Source organism: Marinobacterium rhizophilum, from assembly GCF_024397915.1.
In the GTDB taxonomy this organism is placed as follows: Bacteria; Pseudomonadota; Gammaproteobacteria; order Pseudomonadales; family Balneatricaceae; genus Marinobacterium_A; species Marinobacterium_A rhizophilum_A.
Map to the genome: position 1 here is coordinate 2,235,677 of NZ_CP073347.1, position 22,505 is coordinate 2,258,181.

The window sequence follows — 22,505 nt, forward strand, 5'->3', positions numbered from 1 at the left end:
GGAAATCTGACCAAAAAGACCGCCACACGCATGGATCCCACTCGGACAACGACGGGCCCGAACCGGCCCAAAAACCAGCCAGCTGGCTTCCTGCAGACATAAAAAAGCCCGCACAGATCGCGGGCTTTGAAACATTCACTGAAGAATTAGTCTTCCAGCAGGTTGCGACCCTTGCTGGCCGCAATGCGCATGCGCAGTGCATTCAGCTTGATAAAGCCTTCCGCATCCTTCTGATCGTAAGAACCGGCATCGTCTTCAAAGGTCGCGATGCTTTCATCGAACAGGCTGTCCGCAGAACGGCGGCCGACAACCTCGACATTGCCCTTGTAGAGCTTCAGCCGCACATCACCGTTGACGTTGCGCTGGCTGTAGTCGATCAGCTGCTGCATCATCTTGCGCTCTTCGGACCACCAGAAACCGTTATAGATGGTTTCAGCGTAGCGCGGCATCAGCTCGTCTTTCAGGTGGGCCGCTTCGCGATCCAGCGTGATGGACTCGATGGCACGGTGAGCACGCAGCATGATGGTGCCCCCCGGCGTCTCGTAGCAGCCACGGGACTTCATGCCCACAAAGCGGTTCTCGACGATATCCAGACGACCAATGCCGTTGGCTCCGCCGATCTTGTTCAGCGTTTCCAGCACGGTCGCCGGCGACATGGCCTGACCGTCGATCGCCACGATATCGCCCTTGGCGTAGGTCAGTTCCAGGTAGGTCGCTTCGTTCGGTGCCTGCTCGGGCGATACCGACCAGCGCCACATGTCTTCCTCGGCCTCGGCCCAGGGATCTTCCAGCACACCACCTTCATAGGAGATGTGCAGCAGGTTGGCATCCATGGAGTACGGCGACTTTTTCTTCTTGCCAGAAAAATCGACCGGAATATTGCGGTCTTCGCAGTACTTCATCAGAGTTTCGCGGGATGTCAGATCCCACTCGCGCCAGGGCGCAATAACCTTGACGCCCGGCTTGAGCGCATAGGCACCCAGCTCGAAACGGACCTGGTCGTTACCCTTGCCGGTGGCGCCATGGGAAATGGCATCGGCGCCGGTTTCATTGGCAATTTCGATCAGTCGCTTGGCGATCAGCGGACGCGCAATGGAGGTACCCAGCAGGTATTCACCTTCGTACACGGTATTGGCACGGAACATCGGAAATACGAAATCACGCACGAACTCTTCGCGCAGGTCTTCGATGTAAATTTCCTTTACACCCAGAGCTTCCGCCTTGGCGCGCGCAGGCTCGACCTCTTCACCCTGCCCCAGATCGGCGGTAAAGGTGACGACTTCGCAATTATAGGTATCCTGCAACCAGCGAACGATGACAGAAGTATCAAGTCCGCCGGAGTAGGCCAGCACAACCTTATTAATATCGGACATGTCTCAGCTCCACATGAGATCGCCCGGATGCTGGGATCAGCCCCGGGAAGAGAATCTATTGGCGAAAAGCGCGGCAGTATATCAGGAAAGCCCCTGACTCAGAAGGCTATTCACGTTCCAGCCGGATAGTGACCCGGCGGTTGCGATCCCGGTTGGCCGCCGAGGTGTTCGGCACAACCGGGTAGCGCTCGCCGTGGAAACGCATCGTGATCATGGACTCGTCCATGCCCTTGTCCGTCAGGTACCCGGTCACGGCCTCGGCCCGTTTCTTCGACAGATCACGATTGAGCAAGCGCCGCCCCAGGCTGTCCGAGTGGCCATCCACATAGACCGACTGCACGCTGTCATCGTGCTTTACGTAGAGCGCGATCAGATCAAGCCGCGCCCGGGCCGAATCCGACAACACATAGGTCGAGGGCGGGAACAGTACGGCAGTACGCGCCACCTGGCGATAATTAACCGGCAGCAAGCCTTCGATACAGCCACTGTACTCCTGGTACGCAGAACCGAAGTTGGCCGCCGACACGCCGACCCTCAAAGACTCTCCCGTCCCCTGCCAGTCGGTACGGGTAAAGGTCGGCACCAGCCCCTTGTACAGAAAGGCCAGCATCTGGCGAGCGTAGCCTGATGCCACATCGATATCGCCACTGCCGGCATCCACCTTGAGCGTGGCAATCAGCTGCGGCTTGGCGCCCGGACGCCAGGGCGGCGCCTCCGCCACCAGCAACGCCTGCGCTGACGCACTCAGCTGCTCAACGGCCCGCAGACTGAAGCGCACATCTTCCCCTGCCTCCCGCTCGAACAGCGCCCGCCCGTAAGCCGGCACAGCCTGACTCAGGCGACAGCTGAACCTGGAAGACTCCAGTTCCCAGCGCGAGTCATCGATTCCGGCCCTGTAGGTCACCGCCAGGGTGGTCTCGGCGCTCAGCCAGAGCAGCAAAAGCAACGAAAGTCTGCACAGCAAATTTATCACCTCAATATGCCAACGAACGCTGCGCGTCCGCCACAAGCCACCAGAGCACCCGGGACTCATACCATCAACATTCGAACTTATCGACTTGAAACCCTTTTTCTTTAATGAGATCCGGCATGATGCTCAAACATATACCCTTCACAGTCACGACTCTACGGGAATATGCGCTCAACAATGGAGGCCGCGCGCCTGGGTTGCTAGAATAGCGCCTTACTCACAGACTGCATCCGCGGCAATTAAGGACTCCTCTTGAGCAACAGTACCATTCCGCAACTGATGGCAGACCGCTTTCGCGGCTTTCTGCCCGTCGTTATTGACGTTGAAACCGCCGGCTTCAACCCCCGCACCGACGCTCTTCTGGAAGTCGCCGCCGTCACCCTGACGATGGACGAAAATGGCTACCTGATGATCGACCAGAGCTTCGACGAGGCGGTCGACCCCTTCGAGGGCGCCAACCTGGAGCAGTCCGCGCTGGACTTTACCGGCATCGATCCCTTCGACCCGGAACGCAATGCCATCCCTGAAGCCCTGGCACTGGAAAACATCTTCAAGGCCATTCGCAAATCCATCAAGGCGCACAATTGCAAACGTGCGGTTCTGGTGGGGCACAATGCCGCTTTTGACCACAGCTTCATCCAGGCCGCCGCCGCCCGCACCGACGCCAAGCGCAACCCCTTCCACCCCTTCTCGACCTTCGATACCGCCACCCTGGCCGGACTTGCCTATGGCCAGACGGTACTGGCGCGGGCCTGCGATGTGGCCGATATCGATTTCGATGGCAAGAAAGCCCACTCTGCGCTCTACGATACCGTCAAGACCGCCGAGCTGTTCTGCGCCATCGTCAACCGCTGGAAGGACCTGGGTGGCTGGGACATGGTGCTGGAAAGCCGCCAGTACGACGACTAACCGCCACCCCGAACGCAAAAAACCCGTCGCATGACGGGTTTTTTATATCTGCGGGGCCGGCCCGCATGGGCCGACGCCTGGATATCGAAACTTACAGCTTGCCGGATTCTTCGGCCAGGTAGGCGGCAACGCCTTCCGGAGAAGCGTTCATACCCTTGTCACCCTTGTTCCAGCCAGCCGGGCATACGTCGCCGTGCTCTTCGTGGAACTGCAGCGCGTCAACCAGACGGATCAGCTCGTCGATGTTACGACCCAGCGGCAGGTCGTTGACGATCTGCGCACGGACATTGCCTTCCTGGTCGATCAGGAAAGCGCCGCGGAACGCAACACCGGCATCATGCTCAACGTCATAGGCCTGGCAGATTTCGTGCTTGACGTCAGCGACCAGGGTGTACTTGACAGGACCGATGCCGCCCTGGTTAACCGGCGTGTTACGCCACGCGTTGTGCGAGAACTGGGAATCGATGGAAACACCGATAACTTCAACATTACGTTCCTTGAACGCGTCAACACGGTGATCCAGCGCGATCAGCTCGGACGGGCAAACGAATGTGAAATCCAGCGGGTAAAAGAAAACCAGGCCGTATTTGCCCTTGATGGCTTCTTTCAGGTTGTAGGAATCAACAATTTCGCCAGTGCCCAGAACAGCTGCTGCGGTAAAGTCCGGTGCTTGCTTGCCAACTAGTACGCCCATTACTTCTCTTCTCCGTTGGTAGTCGTATTTTCAACGCTTAAAACTTCGGCGTGACCGCCATGGGCAATCACGCCGAATGAATTTGGTTTAACTCAGGCGTCTGTTTCAGGCGCCTGGCTTGCTGCAACCTGCTTGATCAGCGTTTCCAGCTCGCCGCTGGCAGCCATCTCGCAGACGATATCACACCCGCCCACCAGCTCACCATTAACCCACAGCTGCGGGAAGGTCGGCCAGTTCGCATACTTGGGCAGCTCGGCACGAATTTCAGGGTTTTCCAGAATATTAACGAACGCAAATCGCTCGCCACAATTCATCACCGCTTCAACGGTACGGGATGAAAAGCCGCATTGCGGGAAACGTGGAGTCCCCTTCATGTACAGCAGTATGGCATTTTTCTCGATCTGCTCTTTGATAGTATCGGTCACACTCATTGATACACCTTTAAAACTACGGTGAAACTCTAGTCCGCCGTGCGCGAACGCCTTGTACCAGCCTACCATATATCCGAGCAAAAGGGTCAGGTAAAAATACCCGCACACCGGCTGCCAGCCGCCTGACACGAATCAATATATTGCACCACCGAGATGGCTTTTCAAGCCCGGATTCCAACGTTTTTTTACGGACCCACATCCGCCGGTGATGGCCGCGCATTGGCGCTGGCACGACTGCCATTGCCAAAATGAATGGCAGTCAATAGAATGCCTTTCTTTTGTTTGGCAGCCAGGGCTGCCTTTTTGCGTTGTAGGGAGCACGAAACATGGCAGCTACGCCTATCATGAATACATATAACAGGCTCTCGGTTGCCTTCGACCACGGCGCAGGCGCCTGGCTGTACGACACAGACGGCAACAAGTACCTGGATGCACTGTCCGGCATCGCGGTATGCGGCCTGGGCCACAGCCATCCCGCCGTTACCCATGCCATCAGTGAACAGGCCTCACGACTGATTCACACATCCAACCTCTATACGGTGCCGCTGCAGGAGCGCCTGGCTGAGCGCCTGTGCGCCCTGTCCGGCATGGACAGCGTGTTTTTCGGCAATTCCGGCGCCGAGGCCAATGAAGCTGCGATCAAGCTGGCACGTCGCTACGGCCACCAGAAAGGCATCGACAACCCGGCCATTATTGTCATGGAAAACTCCTTCCATGGCCGTACACTCGCCACCCTGAGCGCCACCGGCAACCGTGCTGTCCAGGTAGGCTTCGAGCCCCTGGTCAGCGGCTTTGTGCGCGCCCCCTACGACGATATCGACGCCATTCGCACCATCGCCGCCAACAACCCCAATGTGGTTGCCATCCTGGTGGAACCGGTACAGGGCGAAGCGGGCATCCGCATCCCCGCCGACGATTACCTCAATCAGCTGCGCAGCATCTGCGATGAACAGGAATGGTTGCTGATGCTGGATGAAGTCCAGACCGGCAACGGCCGCAGCGGCAAGTACTTTGCGTTTCAGCACAACGGCATTCTGCCGGATGTAGTGACGACAGCCAAAGGCCTGGGCAATGGCGTGCCAATTGGTGCTTGTCTGGCCGCAGGCAAAGCTGCCACTATTCTGTCTCCCGGCACCCATGGTTCCACCTATGGCGGCAACCCGCTGGCCTGCGCCGCGGCACTGGCCGTGGTTGATACCATTCAGGATGAAAACCTGTGCCAGCGCGCCGAGCAGCTGGGCGCACGCATTTGCGATGGCTTTCGCGCCCAGCTGGGCGACTCGGACTATATTCGGGAAATTCGCAACAAGGGCCTGATGATCGCCATCGAGCTGACGGAAGCCGGCACCGAGCTTGCCGTGCTGGCCAAGGTCAAGGGCATCTTGCTGAATGTGACCGGCGGCGGACGTGTCGTTAGACTGCTGCCTCCCCTGATTATGAGCGATAGCGAAGCAGACCTGCTGGTCAACACGCTGTCAAAACTGATCCAGATCTATGCGGCTGACGAGCGGGAAATCTAACCTCGATCACCGCTCTCAGAGGACCTGCACAAGCAGATATCACCTATGAGCACGAGACATTTTTTAACACTCAAAGACCTCTCCTCCGATGAGCTGAAAAAGCTCATCGTGCGGGCTGGCGAACTAAAAAAAATGCGCAATGACGGTGTCGTTTACGAACCGCTGCAGAACCACGTCATGGCGATGATTTTCGAAAAGGCCTCGACGCGCACCCGCGTATCCTTCGAGGCCGGCATGGCACAGCTGGGTGGGCACGCCATGTTCCTGTCGTCGCGGGACACGCAGCTGGGTCGCGGCGAACCGGTCGAAGACAGTGCCCGGGTAATCTCGAGCATGGTGGATGTGGTCATGATCCGCACCTTCAGCCACGAGACCGTTGAGACCTTCGCCCAGTACTCCCGGGTGCCGGTCATCAACGCCCTGACGGACGACTACCACCCCTGCCAGCTGCTGGCGGACATGCAGGCGTACCATGAACATCGCGGCTCCATCCAGGGCAAGACAGCGGTCTGGATCGGCGACGGCAACAACATGTGTAACTCCTACATCAACGCCGCCGCCCTGCTCGACTTCCGCCTGCACATCTGCTGCCCGGAAGGCTTTGAGCCCATGCAGTCTTTGCTTGAAGAGCACGGCGATCGCATCCAGCTGTTCCGCGATCCCCAGGAAGCCGTGCGCGGCAGCGACCTGATCGCGACCGACGTCTGGGCCTCCATGGGCCAGGAAGACGAGCAGCGCATGCGCGAGCGCAAGTTTGTCGGCTTCCAGGTCAGCCCCGCGCTGATGGACCTGGCCAACCCGGATGCCGTTTTCCTGCATTGCCTGCCGGCCCACCGGGGCGAGGAAATCAGCGAAGACATGCTCGACGACCCCCGCTCCATCGTGTTCGACGAAGCGGAAAACCGCCTGCACGCCCAAAAGGCGCTGCTGGAGTTCCTGCTGGTCAAGTAACACTCCCTGCACCTGCGGACAGCGCTCAAGCTGCCCGCAGGTCGGCATATCGCGCCAAACTTCCGCCATATCGACTCAGGTTCGCCAGTGCAAGCCAACGGGTGGACGTGTTTACCGCTATAATTTCGTTTATTTCATTCAGGATGGGTACCAGGCATGGTGGAACTAAGGCATCTGAAGACTCTGGCAGCCCTGCGCGACGCCGGCAGCCTGGTCGAGGCCGCTGAGCGGGTTCACCTGACCCAATCCGCCCTGTCTCATCAGATCAAGGACCTTGAAGAGCGCCTGAGCTGCTCGCTGTTTATCCGTAAAACCAAGCCTATCTGCTTTACCTCGTCCGGCCAGCGCCTGCTGGCGCTGGCCGATGATGTCCTGCCCATGATCCGCAATGCCGAGCGGGACATCGCACGCCTGGCGGGCGGTGAAGCCGGCCGGCTGAATATCTGCATCGAGTGCCACAGCTGCTTTGAATGGCTGATGCCGACCATCGACCATTTCCGCCAGCACTGGCCGGAAGTCGAGATGGACCTGTCCAGCGGCTTCAGTTTTCAGCCACTGCCGGCACTGGCCCGGGGCGACCTGGATCTGGTCATCACATCCGACCCCGAAAGCCGTAACGGCATCACCTATGTTCCGCTGTTCAGCTACGAGTCCGTGCTGGCCATCGCCAAGCAGCATCGACTGGTGGCCCGGCGCTATATCCATGCCGAAGACCTCGCCCGGGAAACCCTGATCACCTACCCGGTGGATCACGGCAAGCTGGATATCTTCAACCACTTTCTGGACCCGGCCAGCATCGACCCCGCCGAAATTCGCACCGCCGAGCTGACTGTGATGATCCTGCAACTGGTCGCCAGTGGCCGGGGGGTATCCGCACTGCCCAACTGGGCGATTCACGAGTACCTGGAGCGCGACTATATCGCCTCCCGGCCCCTGGGGGACAAGGGCGTCTGGTGTACCCTCTATGCCGCCATCCGTGAAGACCAGAAGTCATCCGAGTTCATGGTGGACTTTCTCAATACCGCCAAGGAAGTCTCGTTTCGCAATCTCAGCGGCATCAAAACCGCCTGAGCGCGACAACCACCTTAGTCCGTTTGCGTCGACTCCCACTCCTCGACCGCCTCGCGGGCTGCGCGAAACGCCTCCTGCGCCGCCGGCGCGCCGCAATAGATCAGGGATTGCAGCAGAACCTCCTGAATGTCCGTTACGCTGCAGCCGTTGCGCAGCGCCCCGTGCACATGTCCCTTCAGCTCGGTGGGCGCCTTCAGCGCGGCCAGCATCGCAATCGTCACCAGGCTGCGTGTCTGGCGCGGCAAGCCCTCGCGCTGCCAGGTGGAGCCCCAGGCGTGCTCGTTCAGCCAGTCCTGCATTGGCTGGGTAAAATCGCTGGCACCGGCCATCGCACGACTGACAAAAGCCTCCCCCATCACTTCGGTGCGAACACGCAGGCCATTTTCCCTATCTTCCTTCGACACGGCACTTCCTCCAGCGGCAGTTAAAAACACAAGTGGCCGACGATAGTCCTGCAGCCGTGCGAACTCAAGCCGCGCCCTGTCCGCAATGGCCCTGGTTATTGCGGACACGGCAGCCTTGTTTCTTGTGGATGATGCCGTAAACTGTTGCCTTCCTCTAAATCGACCTCAGACAGAATCCATTATCATGCAAGACTGGAGCCCCAGCAGCTGGCGCGAGAAGCCCATCGTGCAGCAGCCGACCTACACCGACCCCCGTGCCGTCGCCGCCGTGGAAGACGAACTGAGCGCATTGCCACCGCTGGTGTTTGCCGGCGAAATTCGCTCACTCCATGCCCAGCTGGCCAATGTCGCCGAAGGCCGTGCCTTCTTGCTGCAGGGCGGCGACTGCGCCGAAAGCTTCTCCGAGTTCAATGCCAACAAAATCCGCGACACCTTCCAGCTGTTGCTGCAAATGGCTGTGGTCCTCACGTTCGCCGGCAGCTGCCCGGTGGTCAAGATCGGCCGCATGGCAGGCCAGTTTGCCAAGCCCCGCTCCGCCGATATGGAAACCCGTGGCGGCATTGAGCTGCCGAGTTACCGCGGTGATATCATCAACGATATCGAGTTCACCGCTGCCGCGCGCATTCCGGACCCGCAACGCCTGCTGCGCGCCTACCACCAGTCTTCGTCCACCCTGAACCTGCTGCGCGCCTTTGCCCAGGGCGGCTTTGCCGACCTGCACCAGGTACACCGCTGGAACCTGGGTTTTGTCGAGAAGAGCCCGCTGGGTGAAAAATACCAGCACCTGGCCGACCAGATCGACCAGACTCTGGCCTTTATGGAAGCCTGCGGCGTGCATGCCCAGAACACTCCGCAGATCAAGGAAACCTCGCTCTACACCTCTCACGAGGCCTTGCTGCTGGGCTACGAACAGGCCCTGACCCGCCGCGACAGCCAGACCAACGACTGGTATGACTGCTCTGCCCACATGCTGTGGATCGGCGATCGCACGCGCCAGCCGGATCATGCCCATGTCGAGTTCCTGCGCGGCGTGAAGAACCCGATTGGTATCAAGGTGGGCCCCAGCACCAATACTGATGATCTGCTGCGCCTGCTGGACATCCTGAACCCGCAGAACCAGCCGGGCCGCATCACCCTGATTGCGCGCATGGGCGCTGACAAGATCCTCGAAAAACTGCCGCCACTGGTACGCGCCGTCCAGATGGCCGGCCGCACCGTGGTCTGGAGTTCAGACCCGATGCACGGCAACACCACTACGGCATCAAGCGGTTACAAGACCCGCAGCGTCGAGGCCATCCTGCGGGAGATCAAGGGCTTTTTCGAGGTGCATAACGCCGAAGGCACCCACGCCGGTGGCGTACATTTCGAGATGACCGGGCAGAACGTCACCGAGTGTGTCGGCGGCGCCTTCCAGATCACCGAAGAAGGCCTGGCGGATCGGTACCAGACCCAGTGCGACCCGCGCCTCAACGGCGAGCAGGCACTGGAACTGGCATTCCTGATTGCCGACACCCTCAAGCACGCACGGAGCTCAAGCCGGTGACACAGCACCAACAGCTGCATCACCTGCTGCGACAGATCGAACAGGAGCTGCAGGCACTGCAGCTCTGGCAGCAAGTGGCCCCCAGCCGCGAAGCGCTCGGCAGTACCGAGCCGTTCTGCGTCGATACCCTGAGCTTTTGCGAATGGCTGCAGTGGATCATGCTGCCGCGTTTTGATGACATGATCCGCCAACAGCAGCCATTGCCAGGCAGCAGCGACATTGCCGCCATGGCCGAAGAGGCCTTCAAGGGCGTGAGTGCGGACACCAGCACCCTGCTTGGCCTGATGCACCAGGTCGACAGCACCCTGCGCCGGGTACACTGAGCCTCCCCAGGCCCCTGCGCACGCTCGCTCCCCGGTTATATCAGGCCCGCCACGGCCCTGATATAACCGGCACCTTCCATACCCCGCCACGGAACTGACCACCATGGAACAGGGCTTTTTCCATCAGTTTCTGACCATTATTGCCGCCGCTGTTGTCGTTATCAGCCTGTTTCGCCGCCTGGGCCTGCCACCCATTCTGGGTTACGTCTGTGTCGGCACTCTGCTGGGGCCCTACGCCCTGGGGCTGGTCAGCAACGATGACAGTATCGCGCTGCTGAGCGAACTGGGTGTCGTCTTTCTGCTGTTCATGCTCGGGCTGGAGTTTTCCCTGCCCCGCATGATTGCCATGCGCCGCACGGTGTTTGGCCTGGGCTCCCTCCAGGTGCTGGGCACCACGGCGCTGATCATGGGCCTGGCCACGCTCGCCGGCCTGCCGTTCGCTGCCAGTCTGATTGTCGCCGGCGCCCTGGCGCTATCCTCCACGGCCATTGTCACCCGCGAGCTGATAGGTCGCAGTGAAATCAACGCCCTGCACGGACGCCTGTCCGTGGGCATACTGATCTTTCAGGACCTGGCCGCCGTCTTTTTCCTGATCCTGGTACCCACCCTGGGCAGCGATCACTCCTCCCTCGACCTGCAGGCTCTGATTCCGACCCTGCTGCAGGGCGGGGCCATCCTGGTGGTGCTGCTGGTGTTTGGCCGCACTCTGCTGCCGCGCCTGCTCAACGAGGTCGCCAAATCCCGCTCCGACGAGCTCTTCGTGCTGACAACCCTGGTGGCCGCCCTGACTGCCGCCTGGCTAACCCACGCCGCGGGACTTTCCATGGCCCTTGGAGGTTTTCTGGCCGGCATGATGCTGGGGGAAAGCCGCTACCGGCATCAGCTCGAAGCCGATATCCGGCCTTTTCGGGATGTGCTGCTGGGGCTGTTTTTCGTCTCGGTAGGCATGCAGCTGAACCTGACGGCACTGGCGCAGAACGGCCACTGGGTGCTGCTACTGACTCTGGGCCTGCTGCTGCTCAAAGGCAGCCTGATTGCCCTGGCAGCCTGGCTGCTGCAACGCGACCTCCCCAATGCACTGCGTGCCGGCATCTGTCTGGCCCAGGGTGGCGAGTTCGGCTTCGCCCTGCTGACCCTCGCCTCCAGTCACCAGTTGATCGGCAGTGAGCTGCACGCCCAGGTCGTGGCCATTATTATTCTCAGCATGCTGGCCACCCCGTTGCTGATCCGTTTCAGCGCCAGCCTGAGCCGGCGCATACACAGTCCCCGCACAAGTTCTGCCGAGCCCGCCCTGAGCGCGCCCTTGCCGGCAGACCTGGAGGAGATGTCCGATCACGTGATCCTGTGTGGTTACGGCCGCGTCGGCCAGGTCATCACCCGCTTCCTGCAGCCACTGCAGATTCCCTATATCACCATCGACAGCGATCCGCGGCGCGTACAGCAGGCTGCTGCCGCCGGCGAGCGCATCTACTACGGCGATGCCAGACGTACGGACTTGCTGAAGACGCTGGGTTCCAGTCGGGCACGCCTGCTGATTCTGACCTTCCCCAGCGACAACGATGCCCTGAGCGCCCTCCATGGCCTCAAGCACCACTTCCCGGATTTGCCTGTCCTGGTGCGCACCCAGGACGACAGTCGCCTGCAGGAACTGCAGGACGCTGGCGCCACCGAGGTCATCCCGGAAGCCCTGGAAGGCAGCCTGATGCTGGTGTCCCATGTATTGACGCTGCTGGATATTCCCCGCGATGCCATCAATTCGCACATCGACCAGGTCCGCCAGGAACGCTACCGGCTGCTACACGGCTACTACCAGGGTGGACAGCCCAAGCGGGACCCAGCCCGGGCCGAAATCCTGCACCCGGTGGTACTGCCGCCGGGCTGCCATGGTGCCGGACACAGCCTGAACGAGCTGCATATCGGGGCTGAAGTGGAGTCGATACGCCGGGGTGACGCGCTGCTCAGCGGTATCAGCATGGACACCCAGCTGGCGGACAATGACATTGTCATACTGCGCGGTAGCGTGCGGGCGGTGGAACGGGCCGAAGCCATCTTGCTGGCGGGCTGAGCGCCCGACTGTCCTCACCTTCGCAGGGCTGGTAAAATCCGCCCCCTGACGCACCGTACCCGAGGACAGCACTGTGGACCCTATTCAATCGTTACTGGACCTGATTCAACAGACCGGCGCGCGCTGTCGCCTGTTCGACATGGGCCGGCGGGTCAGCAAGCTGTCCAGCGACACCTTCGGGCGCGTCGAACAGGGCCAGGTCGCCTACCCTCAGCCCTACCTGCACCATGCCTGGATAGGCCTGCTGCTGTGGCACCCCAAAGAAGCCGAACGCAATGCCGTCTGGTTCCTCAAGCTGCCACTGGACGAACAGGGCTTGCTGATTCAGGCCGTGCGCGACGACCTGCTGCAGCGCCTGCTGAAAAACATTAGCGGCCTGCTTGATGGTGGACCGGACGCTCTCAAGGACAACCCTTTTTCCTTCAAGCCCGATGGCGAAAAGATGGCTGTCTTCCATGCCCATGCCAACCAGGCACTGGGGCTGCCGGCCTCCCTGCATTACGAATATGCCCAACAGTACTTTGCCGGCCAGATTGGCTATGAACACTGGCCCAACCTGGGCCTGCAGGGCATCGCGGACCTGGTGGTCAGGCTGGACCAGGGTAGCAACGAAGCCTTGCTGATCAACGCCCTGCCCCAGCTGCCCGACGAACCCCTGAAAGCCCTGTGCCGTGCCCTCGAACATGTGGAGCCCGGCCATCGCCTGCTGCAGGCACTGCAACCACGGCTGGAACAGAGCCTGGCCCACCGCGGTGATGATCGGGGGATACTGGCGGCACTGGTGCGTGCAATTTCCAACAGCCGCAGCGACAGTCTCCGGCAGGCCTGCCTGACACAGGTGCTGGCGAGCGAACGTTCACGGGAAACGGAAGTGCTGGTCGCGCTGGCAACGCGCTGCTGCGAGAGCCTGAAAAACCCGGCCCTGTTGCAGGCCTTTCTGGAGCGCCTGGCAGCGGGAGAGCCGGGCCAGAACGGTTTTTCGCGCATCCTCGCCGACCTGATGTTCATGCCTACGCTGCGCCGTCCCATCATGCAGGCGTTCCGCAATCCCGAGCGCAGCGAAACGCTGTCAGCCGCCATCGGCGCCATGTTCGGCAGCGGCTTTTCCAGCCACTAGGGCTTTACGTTACTGGTAATCCTGCGGCAGCTCGAGCTTGAGGCCAAGCTGCTGGACTTTCTTCGCGGCCTCGATCCGGTACAGCTCCCGTACCCGCGAGCCCCTGGGCTTGGTGAGGTAATACAGCAAGGTGGCCGCCACTTCCGGCGCCAGTGCCTGCTCTTCCCCCCAGCGCTGAATAAAGGCCACCAGCGTGTTGCTGCGCCCATCCGGCAATGCCACTGCCACAGGTACGCTCAGGTCTTCCCCCTCGCGCACACGGCGGGACATCACCTCGTAGTTGTAGCGAAAATCCGGCAACACCTTGCGCTGTTCTTCGCTGCGCAACCGGAACCAGCCGGTGGCACGCCCGGCCTGGTACACCGCCGGGTGGGACCAGTCGTGACGCGTCGGGCGGTCCGCATGCAAACAGGCTTCCTCATAGGCTCGCAGGACGCCGGGCAGGCCGAAGTTGCCCTCCTGCTCATGCAGGATCTTGAGAAACTCGGAGATGGTCGGCATCCAGGCCAGGGTCTCCTTGCACTGATCGATGGCCGGCACCAGCTCGCGCTCGCCATAGCCGCGCAGGCTCAGCGCCCACTCACGCTTGGCAATGCGAATTTCATCCTGGGTTTCGAAGCAGCTTTTGAACTTGTGGCCGTAGATGGCCATAAAGCGCGCAAACAGCATGTTCACCAGCGCCTTGGTTTCCAGCGGCAAAGGGCCGGCATCAGCCTGCGGGGCTGCGCGGTTACCAGTCGGTGTCGCGGATGTCCATGATTGCTGCGGTAACCTGCTTGCGTTTTTCCCGAGTATCTCGGCGGGTGTTTTCATTGTTAAAACCTGTCTGTCGCTCTTTGTCGGCGCTGCTGTCCCGGCCTTCGCGGGTTTGCTTGCGTACCCATTCCCGCTTTACCCAGGCGAGAAATTTCTGATCCCAGTTGGTTTCCTTGCGATCCTTGTCGAGCCAGTAGAGCACAAACTCGTCGAGCAGGCCTTCGGCATACTCCTCGCTGATACTGTGCCGTGGCAGCAGCGCAAAGAAGGTTTCGGACGGGCGCCAGCCGAGCTGCATGGGCTTGAGCTGCTGGTTACGCTCTTCGTGCTGCTCGAACAGCATCTGCAACTCGTCCTTGTGACGCCGCCAGCCGCTGGCACCACCAAAGGTGGGCGCCGGCCCCCGGGCCTGAAGCGTTTGCGGTTGTGCCCGCAATGCCTGGCGCGTCAAGGGTCTGGGCGGCGTATCGCGTACATCCAGCCGACTGAGCGGCTCTGCCGGCACGGGCTGAGCCTGGCGTATCGGCTCAGGCCACGGGGCCGCGGCGGGTGCAAATTCAGGACCATAGCCGTCGTTCCAGCCAGCCCCGGACAGATCGCTCGCACCACCGGCGGCGGAAATCGCCGGCGACAGGGGAAGCTCGTCCCCCGCGGCATCAGCGGCCGCCACCTCGACGACGGCCTCAGCCACCACGGCATCCTGCCCGGCAGGTGCGGCAACCGCCGGCTCGACAGACTCGGTCCGGGACAACAGGCTGAGCCGCACCAGCGCGCTGTCGACCGACCCTCGAATACAGCCCTGGCGCACCAGACTCTCGGTGACACTGCGCAGGTAGGCCTCGTCCCAGAAGTCGGCGACTTTTAGCCACTGGGCGCGACTGAGCACCAGTTCGGCGCTTTCGCCGCGCCCGCTGCTGCGGGCTCGATCGTGATAGATGGCCAGCAACAGGGCTTCATCGCTACCGATGCGACGGGCCAAAGAGGGGTAAAACAGAATCGGTTGTTCGGGGAAGCAATAACCCATGGGACTCCAGTGTAATCAAGATGGGCAGGCATGAAGCCTGCCCGAACAGCCGCCGTCCCGAAACGAACATAGCGCAGATCCAAGTTCAGCCATTCTGGGCAAAGACTTCCACCGCACGCAGCACATCGCGCCGGCTGATCTGTCCAACCAGTTTGCCACGCTGCACGACGGGCAAACGGCGCATGCCATTACGGATAAAGGCCTCGGCGACCTTGATGATATCGGCATCATACTCGATGGTACAGAGATCCTGCGACATGTATTGCGCAACCTTACCGCCAAACTCCTCTTCATGGTAGGTCAGCGTAAGGATCGCGCGCAGGCAATCAACCTCCGACAGCATGCCCACCAGCACACCCTCCTCATTCACCACCGGAGCGCCGCTGATTTTCCTTTGCAACAACTGCTGGATTGCCTGAAACAGATCGGTATCCGGTGAAAAGGTCACCAGGTCCCGGGCCATGTAATCCGAAGCCTTGACGGATCTGAGCATAAAGGTCTCTCCTGTCCGAAACGCCATAATCGTACCCGGCTGCACGCCGAAAACGCCCGCCTGCCTGAATAGTAGCTCAGGCTGTCAGCCCTCGCCGACGGACACCTGCAAGAACACAAAGCCCGAAACAATGCAGCCCGCCAGAGGCGCGATGCAAAGGTACCTACCATACCTTCTGACGGTGGAGCTGCTAAATTGGAGGCACGCCCTATAACCGCGACCCGACACAGCGGAGTGCCCGCGCATGATCCTCGCACCTGAAAGAATGGCTCCGCTCGAGCCGCTGCGGATTGGCATCGACACCCGCCAGGAGCTCATTATCTATCTGCACGCGGACTGCCCGGTATGTCGCTCCGAAGGCTTTTCCGCACTCTCGCGGGTACTGGTGTCGAGCAACGGCCAGCACATTATCGCAACCCTGAATATCGTCACAGGCGACCTGGTATCCAGCGGCCAGATCGGCTTGTCGGAGCCGGCCTGGAAGCGGCTCGCGCTGAAGCCGGACGCCCATATCAGGGTTTCCCACCCGGCGCCGGTACAATCGCTGTCCTACGTGCGCGCCAAGGTATTCGGTCACGCGCTGGATCAACAGCAGCTACAAAGCATCATTGAGGATATCGTCGACGGGCGTTATGCCGATGTACATGTTGCGGCGTTCATCACGGCCTGTGGTGCCGACAATCTCAGTCTGCAGGAAATCACGGCGCTGACCCGCGCCATGATCCAGGCCGGCGACACCCTTGACTGGGAGCTGCCCATGGTGATCGACAAGCACTGTGTCGGTGGCCTGCCCGGCAACCGTACCAGCCCGATCGTGGTTTCCATTCTCACGGCCTGCGGCCTGACGGTACCTAAAACCTCGTCACGAGCAATCACCTCCCCGGCCGGTACGGCCGATACCATGGAAGTGCTGACCAATGTCTGCCTCAACAGAGGGCAGATGAAAGATATCGTTACCCGGGTCGGCGGCTGCCTGGCCTGGGGGGGCTCTGTGCGTCTGAGTCCCGCCGATGACCTGCTGATACAGGTAGAGCGGGCTCTGGATATCGATAGCGAGGGTCAACTGGTCGCCTCGGTGCTGTCCAAGAAGATCGCGGCCGGCGCCACCCATGTGCTGATCGATATTCCGGTGGGGCCCAGCGCCAAGGTACGCAGCCGTGCCTCCGCCGACAAGCTGGCCGACACCTTTCGCCAGGTGGCGGCTGAACTGGGGCTCAGTATCCGCCTGCTCTGCACCGACGGCAGCCAGCCGATTGGCTGCGGCATCGGCCCTGCGCTAGAAGCCCTGGACGTGCTGGCGGTACTGCAGAGCAAGCCCGAGGCACCCCTTGATCTCAGGAATCGCGCCTGCCTGGTCGCAGGCGCCATGCTGGAGATGGCCGATGTCACGGCACCGGGGCTGGGCGAGGCCATGGCGCGCGAAAAACTGGAATCCGGGGAGGCCTGGGACAAGTTTCAGGCCATCTGCATGGCGCAGGGCGGCCTCAAGCGCCCTCCTGTTGCGCCCTACCGGTATAACCTGACCGCCCGCGACGCCGGTATCGTCAGCGCCATCGACAATCGCCTGCTGTCGAAAATTGCCAAACTGGCCGGTGCGCCCGTCGACCCTGCCGCAGGCGTGCATATTCCGGTCAAGCTCGGCGACCGGATCGAACCCAACGAGATCCTGCTGAGCATTCACGCCGAAAGTTCGGGCGAACTGAATTACGCTGTCGGCTATCTCGAGCAACACATCAATGTTGTCCAGTTACAACCATTATCGGAGCCAGGCCCATGAAACCTCTGCTGTTCGGCCCGGGTTATGGCCGCACGGCTGGCGCAACACTCACAGCTTGATGTCACCGGGCTGCAACCCCTGTCGGAGCCAAACCCATGAAACCTCTGCTGTTCAACCTGACTTCGGATCCGGCCGTTTGCTCGCGGCTGGCGCAACTTCTGCCGGCACAGAGCGGCGAACTGGAGCTACACCGCTTTCCGGACGGCGAGTCCTATCTACGGTTTCACACCGAGTGCCAGGATCGGGACTGCCTGCTGTTCTGCAACCTCTATCATCCGGACGAGAAGCTGGCACCACTGCTGTTTGCCGCCGCAACCCTGCGTGAACTGGGCGCCCGTCGCGTGCTGCTGATCAGTCCCTATCTGGGTTACATGCGCCAGGATACCCGCTTCAAGCCAGGGGAATGTGTCAGCTCTCGCGTGTTTGCGCGCCTGCTGTCAGACCATTTAGATGGCCTGATTACGGTCGATCCGCATCTGCACCGCTACGCCTCGCTCAACGAAATCTACAGCCTCAAAAGCGTCCTGGTACCCGCCGCGCCACTGATCGCACACTGGATAAACCAGCAGATCCGCCAGCCACTCCTCATCGGGCCGGACGCGGAGAGCGAGCAGTGGGTCAGCGAAGTTGCGCACCTGGCAGGGGCGCCCTGGCAGATTCTGCACAAGGAGCGGCACGGTGACTATGCAGTTGACGTATCTCTGCCCGATGTCGAACGCTGGCGCACACACAGCCCGGTACTGGTCGACGACATCATTTCCAGCGGCCGCACCATGCTTGAGACGCTGCACCACCTGCAGGACGCCGGCCTGCCCCGCGCCACCTGCATTGCCGTGCATGGAATTTTTGCCGGCGATGCCTATCACCAACTGCAAACCTGCGCCGACGTCGTCTCCACCGACTGCATCCCCCATCCGAGTAATGCCATCCATATCGCCGAAGCGCTGGCAGAGGCTAGCCGACACTGGCTGCAAAACTGATGCGGAGCGAGTATATCAGCCACAAAGACGCTCAGCTGGTGCTGCATCGCCAGTTCATCACCGCCGCAGAAGCGGCCCACCTGCTCGGGCGCTTGAGCCGGGAGATCGACTGGCGCGAGGACCGCATCCGGCTGTTCGGCCGCGAGCATGCAATTCCGCGCCTGCAGCAGTTCCAGGGCGAGACAGGGCTGCAATACCGCTATTCGGGCCTGCAACTGCAAGCCCGGCCCTGGCACCCGCTGATCGCGGCACTGTTAGCGCGCATTGCCACACTGGAGCCCACACCGTTCAACTGCGTACTGCTCAACCTGTATCGCGATGGCAGCGACAGCATGGGCTGGCACAGCGACGATGAGCCGGAGCTGGGCCCCGACCCGGTAATCGCATCCCTGAGCCTCGGCCAGCCCCGGCGCTTCGTGCTGCGCCACCGCCAGGACCCGGGGCAACCGAAGCTGGAACTCACCCTGGAGAATGGCTCCCTGCTGCTGATGCGCGGCAGCACCCAGCATTTCTGGCAGCATGCCCTGCCCCGCACCCGGCGCCCCTGTGCCCCCCGGCTCAACCTGACATTTCGCCGCATTTGCCGCTAAGGCCATGCCCGGGTATTGGCCGTGACGATACCGGATACAGGCGCTAGAATACGCGCTGCACAGGAGATCCGCTTTCATGAATCAGGTTATCGAGTTACTCAAGTCCCACCGCTCCATCCGTAAATTCACCACGCAGCCGATCGAGCAGGACACCATCGATGAACTGGTGCGTGCCGGCCAGGCCGCCGCCACCTCCAGTTTCCTGCAGGCCTGTACCGTGATCCAGGTACAGGACGCCGCCAAGCGCGGGCGCCTGGCCGCCTGCGCCGGCAATCAGGCCTATATTGCCGAGGCCCCAACCTTCCTCGTATTCTGCGCCGACATGAAGCGCCACCAGCTGGCCTGCGACATGCACCAGGCACAGATGCAGTCCGGCTTTACCGAGCAGTTCATCACCGCCACCGCCGACGCCGCCCTGTTTGCACAGAACGTGGCCGTCGCCGCCGAATCACTGGGGCTGGGTATCGTCTATATCGGCGGGCTGCGCAACCAGATTGCCGAGGTCGCCGAATTGCTGGAGCTGCCGGAGCTGGTGTACCCGGTGTTTGGCATGTGCCTGGGCTACCCGGATCAGGACCCGGAAACCAAGCCGCGCCTGCCCCTGTCGGTGGTGCTGAAACAGGACCGCTACGACGACAGCGGCGATACGGCGGTGATCGCCCGGTATGATGAGGAGGTGCGCGAGTACTACCGCAGCCGTACCGGCGCCAGCAAGGTGATGAGCTGGAGCGAACAGATCTCCGGCATGCTGATCAAGGAAGCCCGCCCCCACATGCTGGCATTCCTGCAACGTTGCGGCTTTTTGAAGAAGTAAGGCAATACACTGGCGGGGCGGGCACCTTGGCGCCGGCCCCGTAACGCAGCGTCAGAGTTTCGCTGCCAGCCCCTGGATCCAGGCATCCACTTCGGCTTCCGGGTCCATCGTCTCGCAGGCATCCAGAAACAGCGGCGACACCAGCTCGCGCAGCTGCAACTCCCGCAGCAGGTCCGCCACCTGGCGCCCACCCTCGGCAAAGTCGTCGTAGGAGCTGTCACCGCGGGCAATCACCCCAAAGCCCACCTGTGGCATCAGCGGGAAGCGATCGCGCAGTTCCAGGTAGAGCGGCAACAGATTCTCCGGCACTTCGCCTTGGCCGATGGTCGCCGAGCACACCAGCAGCACCTCGGTATCCTCAGCCACGACATCGTCATACTGCGGCTGACGCAGCACACAGGCCTCGTGACCCAGCGCCTTGAGCTGCGCGGCACAGTCCTCGGCAATTTCCTGGGTTGCACCGAATGTTGTTCCCACCAGTATCTTGATATTCGCCATCTGCCGCCCGTGCCCCGTTAATATTTTGCAAGCGCAACATTTTAGAGAAAAGACCGGTCGAGTTAAACCGCCCGAGCCCGCCGGGTGCTCGCACCAACGCAAAGCCAAAACCCTCGCTAAAACTCTCGCCAAACCTGCGAGCCTGAACTAGCTTTTAAACTGTAGTCATCAGAGGAGATGTACCATGCCTGCCAACCATGTATCCCGCCTGCTTGAAGAGCTTGAACGCAAAGCACTGCACGAGAGCAGCCTGACCGACCTGAATGTCACCCTGGCCCGCGAGGATCTTGTCCGTATTGAAGCCCTGGCCAGCGCCTTCGGCCTGACCCGCGAAGAAGTCTGTACCTCGCTGCTGCATACCATCCTGATGGAAGTCGAAGAAAAAATGCCCTATCGGCCAGGCTCCAAGGTTATCCGCATCGAAGACGGCGACCCGATTTACGAGGATGTCGGCCCCATGCCACGCTACCTGGATGCCAAGCGCAAAATAGAAAAGGAACGCGACTGCGCCTGACGGGCAGGCATCTTTCTGGTGCCAGGCACAGGCGGCCTGGAATACAAGCAAGTGATACGGAATTAAAGGCAGGCACAAAAAATCCGGAACCCCTGACGGGATTCCGGATTTTTTATGGGCGGATCAGGCTATTGGAGCCACCGACGCCGCACAGCAGTGTTCAGGATCAGGCCGATCGGGCGATGATCTCTTTCCACTTGGCAGGGCCTGTGTTGTGTACGGACTCACCGTTCACATCCACCGCCACCGTGACTGGCATGTCCTTGACCTCGAACTCGTAGATCGCTTCCATGCCCATTTCCTCGAAGGCCAGCACCTTGGCACCGACAATCGCCTTGGACACCAGGTAGGCTGCGCCACCCACGGCCATCAGGTAGACGGCCTTGTAGTCCTTGATCGCCTCGATGGCCACAGGGCCACGCTCGGACTTGCCGATCATGCCCAGCAGGCCGGTCTGATCCAGGATCTGACGGGTGAACTTGTCCATGCGGGTGGCCGTGGTCGGACCGGCCGGACCCACCACTTCGCCTTCGATCGGATCCACCGGGCCAACGTAGTAGATAAACCGGCCCTGCAGGTCCACCGGCAGTTCTTCGCCCTTGTTGAGCATTTCGATCATGCGCTTGTGCGCGGCATCACGCCCGGTGAGCATCTTGCCGTTGAGCAGCACGGTTTCGCCCACTTTCCAGGTGGCCACTTCTTCCGGCGTGATGCCATCGAGGTTGACCCGGCGGGTATTGGCACCGACTTCTGCGGTCACCTGTGGCCAGTCTTCCAGGCTCGGTGGCGTGAGGATCGCAGGGCCATTACCGTTGAGGGTAAAGTGGGTGTGGCGGGTAGCGGCACAGTTGGGGATCATGCACACCGGCAAAGACGCCGCGTGGGTCGGATAATCCTTGATCTTGACGTCCAGCACCGTGGTCAGGCCACCCAGGCCCTGGGCACCGATGCCCAGGGCGTTGACCGCATCCATGATTTCCAGGCGCAGCTCCTCCACCCGGTTCTGCGGGCCGCGCTCGCGCAGTTCATGGATATCGATGGAATCCATCAGGGACTCCTTGGCCAGCACCGCAGCCTTCTCGGCGGTGCCGCCAATGCCCAGACCCAGCATGCCCGGCGGGCACCAGCCAGCCCCCATGGTCGGTACGGTCTTGACGACCCAGTCGACAATGCTGTCGGACGGGTTGAGCATTACCATCTTGGACTTGTTCTCGGAACCGCCGCCCTTGGCTGCGATCTGCACATCCACTTCATCGCCTTCGACGATTTCGTAGTGGATGACCGCCGGCGTGTTGTCCTTGGTGTTCTGACGCTTGCCCGCAGGATCGGCCAGAATGGAGGCACGCAGCACGTTGTCCGGGTGCGTGTAGGCGCGGCGCACGCCTTCGTTGATCATGTCGGTGACGCTCATGCTGGCGTCCCAGGTGACATTCATGCCGACCTTGACGAACACGGTAACGATACCGGTGTCCTGACAGATCGGCCGGCGGCCTTCTGCACTCATGCGGGAGTTGATCAGAATCTGCGCCATGGCATCCTTGGCAGCCGGGTTCTGCTCCTTCAGATAGGCTTCATGCACGCCCTGAACGAAGTCGATCGGGTGGTAATAGGAGATGAATTGCAGCGCGTCTGCGACACTGCTGATGAAATCGTCTTGGCGAATCACGCTCATTGAGACTCTCCGTCTG

The 22,505-nt window shown here is 61.1% G+C and carries 23 protein-coding genes; 13 read left to right on the plus strand and 10 right to left on the minus strand.

Going from position 1 to position 22,505, the window contains the following annotated elements; translation table 11 throughout:
• Window positions 1–146: 146 nt before the first annotated feature.
• A complete protein-coding gene (locus tag KDW95_RS10040; RefSeq protein ID WP_255856133.1) occupies window positions 147–1,373 on the minus strand; it encodes an argininosuccinate synthase in 1,227 nt (408 codons plus the stop codon).
• A gap of 106 nt (window positions 1,374–1,479) precedes the next feature.
• Window positions 1,480–2,337: a flagellar protein MotY gene (locus KDW95_RS10045; RefSeq protein ID WP_255856134.1), complete on the minus strand. Its 858-nt coding sequence runs from the start codon at window positions 2,335–2,337 to the stop codon at window positions 1,480–1,482.
• Window positions 2,338–2,595: 258 nt separating this feature from the next.
• On the opposite strand from KDW95_RS10045, the gene rnt reads away from it, so the two are divergent.
• Entirely contained in the window at window positions 2,596–3,252 is a 657-nt protein-coding gene (gene rnt, locus KDW95_RS10050) for a ribonuclease T (RefSeq protein WP_370646685.1), read from the plus strand.
• A gap of 91 nt (window positions 3,253–3,343) precedes the next feature.
• Here rnt and KDW95_RS10055 read toward each other — a convergent pair whose 3' ends face one another.
• Both KDW95_RS10055 and grxD read right to left on the minus strand, forming a co-directional pair.
• Window positions 3,344–3,946 carry a peroxiredoxin gene (locus KDW95_RS10055; protein ID WP_255856135.1) on the minus strand — a complete coding sequence of 201 codons (603 nt, stop codon included), beginning with the start codon at window positions 3,944–3,946 and terminating at the stop codon, window positions 3,344–3,346.
• A 92-nt stretch (window positions 3,947–4,038) separates the two neighbouring features.
• Window positions 4,039–4,377 (minus strand): Grx4 family monothiol glutaredoxin, encoded by a 339-nt coding sequence (grxD, locus tag KDW95_RS10060; protein WP_255856136.1) that lies wholly within the window; start codon window positions 4,375–4,377, stop codon window positions 4,039–4,041.
• A gap of 326 nt (window positions 4,378–4,703) precedes the next feature.
• Here grxD and KDW95_RS10065 point away from each other — a divergent pair, with 326 nt between their 5' ends.
• The 3 genes from KDW95_RS10065 to KDW95_RS10075 all read left to right on the plus strand — a co-directional run bounded on the left by KDW95_RS10065 (window position 4,704) and on the right by KDW95_RS10075 (window position 7,919).
• Window positions 4,704–5,897, plus strand: a complete 1,194-nt coding sequence (locus KDW95_RS10065; RefSeq protein ID WP_255856137.1) for an aspartate aminotransferase family protein — start codon at window positions 4,704–4,706, stop codon at window positions 5,895–5,897.
• A gap of 45 nt (window positions 5,898–5,942) precedes the next feature.
• Window positions 5,943–6,848 (plus strand): ornithine carbamoyltransferase, encoded by a 906-nt coding sequence (argF, locus tag KDW95_RS10070; protein ID WP_255856138.1) that lies wholly within the window; start codon window positions 5,943–5,945, stop codon window positions 6,846–6,848.
• A gap of 156 nt (window positions 6,849–7,004) precedes the next feature.
• On the plus strand, window positions 7,005–7,919 hold the full coding sequence (locus KDW95_RS10075) for a LysR family transcriptional regulator (protein ID WP_255856139.1): 915 nt from the start codon (window positions 7,005–7,007) through the stop codon (window positions 7,917–7,919).
• A gap of 14 nt (window positions 7,920–7,933) precedes the next feature.
• On the opposite strand, the gene KDW95_RS10080 is transcribed toward KDW95_RS10075, so the two are convergent.
• Entirely contained in the window at window positions 7,934–8,323 is a 390-nt protein-coding gene (locus KDW95_RS10080) for a carboxymuconolactone decarboxylase family protein (RefSeq protein WP_255856140.1), read from the minus strand.
• Between the two features lie 184 nt (window positions 8,324–8,507).
• Here KDW95_RS10080 and KDW95_RS10085 point away from each other — a divergent pair, with 184 nt between their 5' ends.
• The 4 genes from KDW95_RS10085 to KDW95_RS10100 all read left to right on the plus strand — a co-directional run bounded on the left by KDW95_RS10085 (window position 8,508) and on the right by KDW95_RS10100 (window position 13,371).
• Window positions 8,508–9,866, plus strand: coding sequence for a class II 3-deoxy-7-phosphoheptulonate synthase (locus KDW95_RS10085; RefSeq protein ID WP_255856141.1), 1,359 nt, complete (start codon window positions 8,508–8,510; stop codon window positions 9,864–9,866).
• Entirely contained in the window at window positions 9,863–10,189 is a 327-nt protein-coding gene (locus KDW95_RS10090; protein ID WP_255856142.1) for a YqcC family protein, read from the plus strand. The genes KDW95_RS10085 and KDW95_RS10090 overlap by 4 nt, the downstream gene beginning before the upstream one ends.
• 103 nt (window positions 10,190–10,292) lie before the next feature.
• Window positions 10,293–12,254: a cation:proton antiporter domain-containing protein gene (locus KDW95_RS10095; protein ID WP_255856143.1), complete on the plus strand. Its 1,962-nt coding sequence runs from the start codon at window positions 10,293–10,295 to the stop codon at window positions 12,252–12,254.
• A gap of 73 nt (window positions 12,255–12,327) precedes the next feature.
• Window positions 12,328–13,371: a DUF3549 family protein gene (locus KDW95_RS10100; protein ID WP_255856144.1), complete on the plus strand. Its 1,044-nt coding sequence runs from the start codon at window positions 12,328–12,330 to the stop codon at window positions 13,369–13,371.
• A gap of 9 nt (window positions 13,372–13,380) precedes the next feature.
• Here KDW95_RS10100 and KDW95_RS10105 read toward each other — a convergent pair whose 3' ends face one another.
• From KDW95_RS10105 to KDW95_RS10115, 3 genes are all read right to left on the minus strand, one after another.
• A complete protein-coding gene (locus KDW95_RS10105) occupies window positions 13,381–14,070 on the minus strand; it encodes a replication protein P (RefSeq protein ID WP_255856145.1) in 690 nt (229 codons plus the stop codon).
• Window positions 14,071–14,101: 31 nt separating this feature from the next.
• Window positions 14,102–15,151, minus strand: coding sequence for a DnaT-like ssDNA-binding domain-containing protein (locus tag KDW95_RS10110; protein ID WP_255856146.1), 1,050 nt, complete (start codon window positions 15,149–15,151; stop codon window positions 14,102–14,104).
• A gap of 85 nt (window positions 15,152–15,236) precedes the next feature.
• Window positions 15,237–15,644, minus strand: a complete 408-nt coding sequence (locus KDW95_RS10115; protein ID WP_255856147.1) for a CBS domain-containing protein — start codon at window positions 15,642–15,644, stop codon at window positions 15,237–15,239.
• 244 nt (window positions 15,645–15,888) lie between these two features.
• Here KDW95_RS10115 and KDW95_RS10120 point away from each other — a divergent pair, with 244 nt between their 5' ends.
• The 4 genes from KDW95_RS10120 (at window position 15,889) to nfsA (ending at window position 19,805) form a co-directional block, all read left to right on the plus strand.
• The gene (locus KDW95_RS10120) at window positions 15,889–17,421 is read left to right on the plus strand and encodes a thymidine phosphorylase family protein (RefSeq protein WP_255856148.1); all 1,533 of its coding nucleotides are present in this window, start codon (window positions 15,889–15,891) and stop codon (window positions 17,419–17,421) included.
• Window positions 17,422–17,516: 95 nt separating this feature from the next.
• The gene (locus KDW95_RS10125; protein WP_255856149.1) at window positions 17,517–18,401 is read left to right on the plus strand and encodes a ribose-phosphate pyrophosphokinase; all 885 of its coding nucleotides are present in this window, start codon (window positions 17,517–17,519) and stop codon (window positions 18,399–18,401) included.
• The gene (locus tag KDW95_RS10130) at window positions 18,401–18,991 is read left to right on the plus strand and encodes an alpha-ketoglutarate-dependent dioxygenase AlkB family protein (protein WP_255856150.1); all 591 of its coding nucleotides are present in this window, start codon (window positions 18,401–18,403) and stop codon (window positions 18,989–18,991) included. Before KDW95_RS10125 ends, KDW95_RS10130 begins: the two co-directional genes overlap by 1 nt.
• A 76-nt stretch (window positions 18,992–19,067) precedes the next feature.
• Window positions 19,068–19,805 carry an oxygen-insensitive NADPH nitroreductase gene (gene nfsA / locus KDW95_RS10135; protein WP_255856151.1) on the plus strand — a complete coding sequence of 246 codons (738 nt, stop codon included), beginning with the start codon at window positions 19,068–19,070 and terminating at the stop codon, window positions 19,803–19,805.
• A gap of 51 nt (window positions 19,806–19,856) precedes the next feature.
• On the opposite strand, the gene KDW95_RS10140 is transcribed toward nfsA, so the two are convergent.
• The gene (locus KDW95_RS10140) at window positions 19,857–20,303 is read right to left on the minus strand and encodes a flavodoxin domain-containing protein (protein WP_255856152.1); all 447 of its coding nucleotides are present in this window, start codon (window positions 20,301–20,303) and stop codon (window positions 19,857–19,859) included.
• 184 nt (window positions 20,304–20,487) lie between these two features.
• Here KDW95_RS10140 and KDW95_RS10145 point away from each other — a divergent pair, with 184 nt between their 5' ends.
• Window positions 20,488–20,817 (plus strand): hypothetical protein, encoded by a 330-nt coding sequence (locus KDW95_RS10145; protein WP_255856153.1) that lies wholly within the window; start codon window positions 20,488–20,490, stop codon window positions 20,815–20,817.
• Between the two features lie 166 nt (window positions 20,818–20,983).
• On the opposite strand, the gene KDW95_RS10150 is transcribed toward KDW95_RS10145, so the two are convergent.
• Window positions 20,984–22,489, minus strand: a complete 1,506-nt coding sequence (locus KDW95_RS10150; protein WP_255856154.1) for a fumarate hydratase — start codon at window positions 22,487–22,489, stop codon at window positions 20,984–20,986.
• Between the last annotated feature and the right edge of the window lie 16 nt (window positions 22,490–22,505).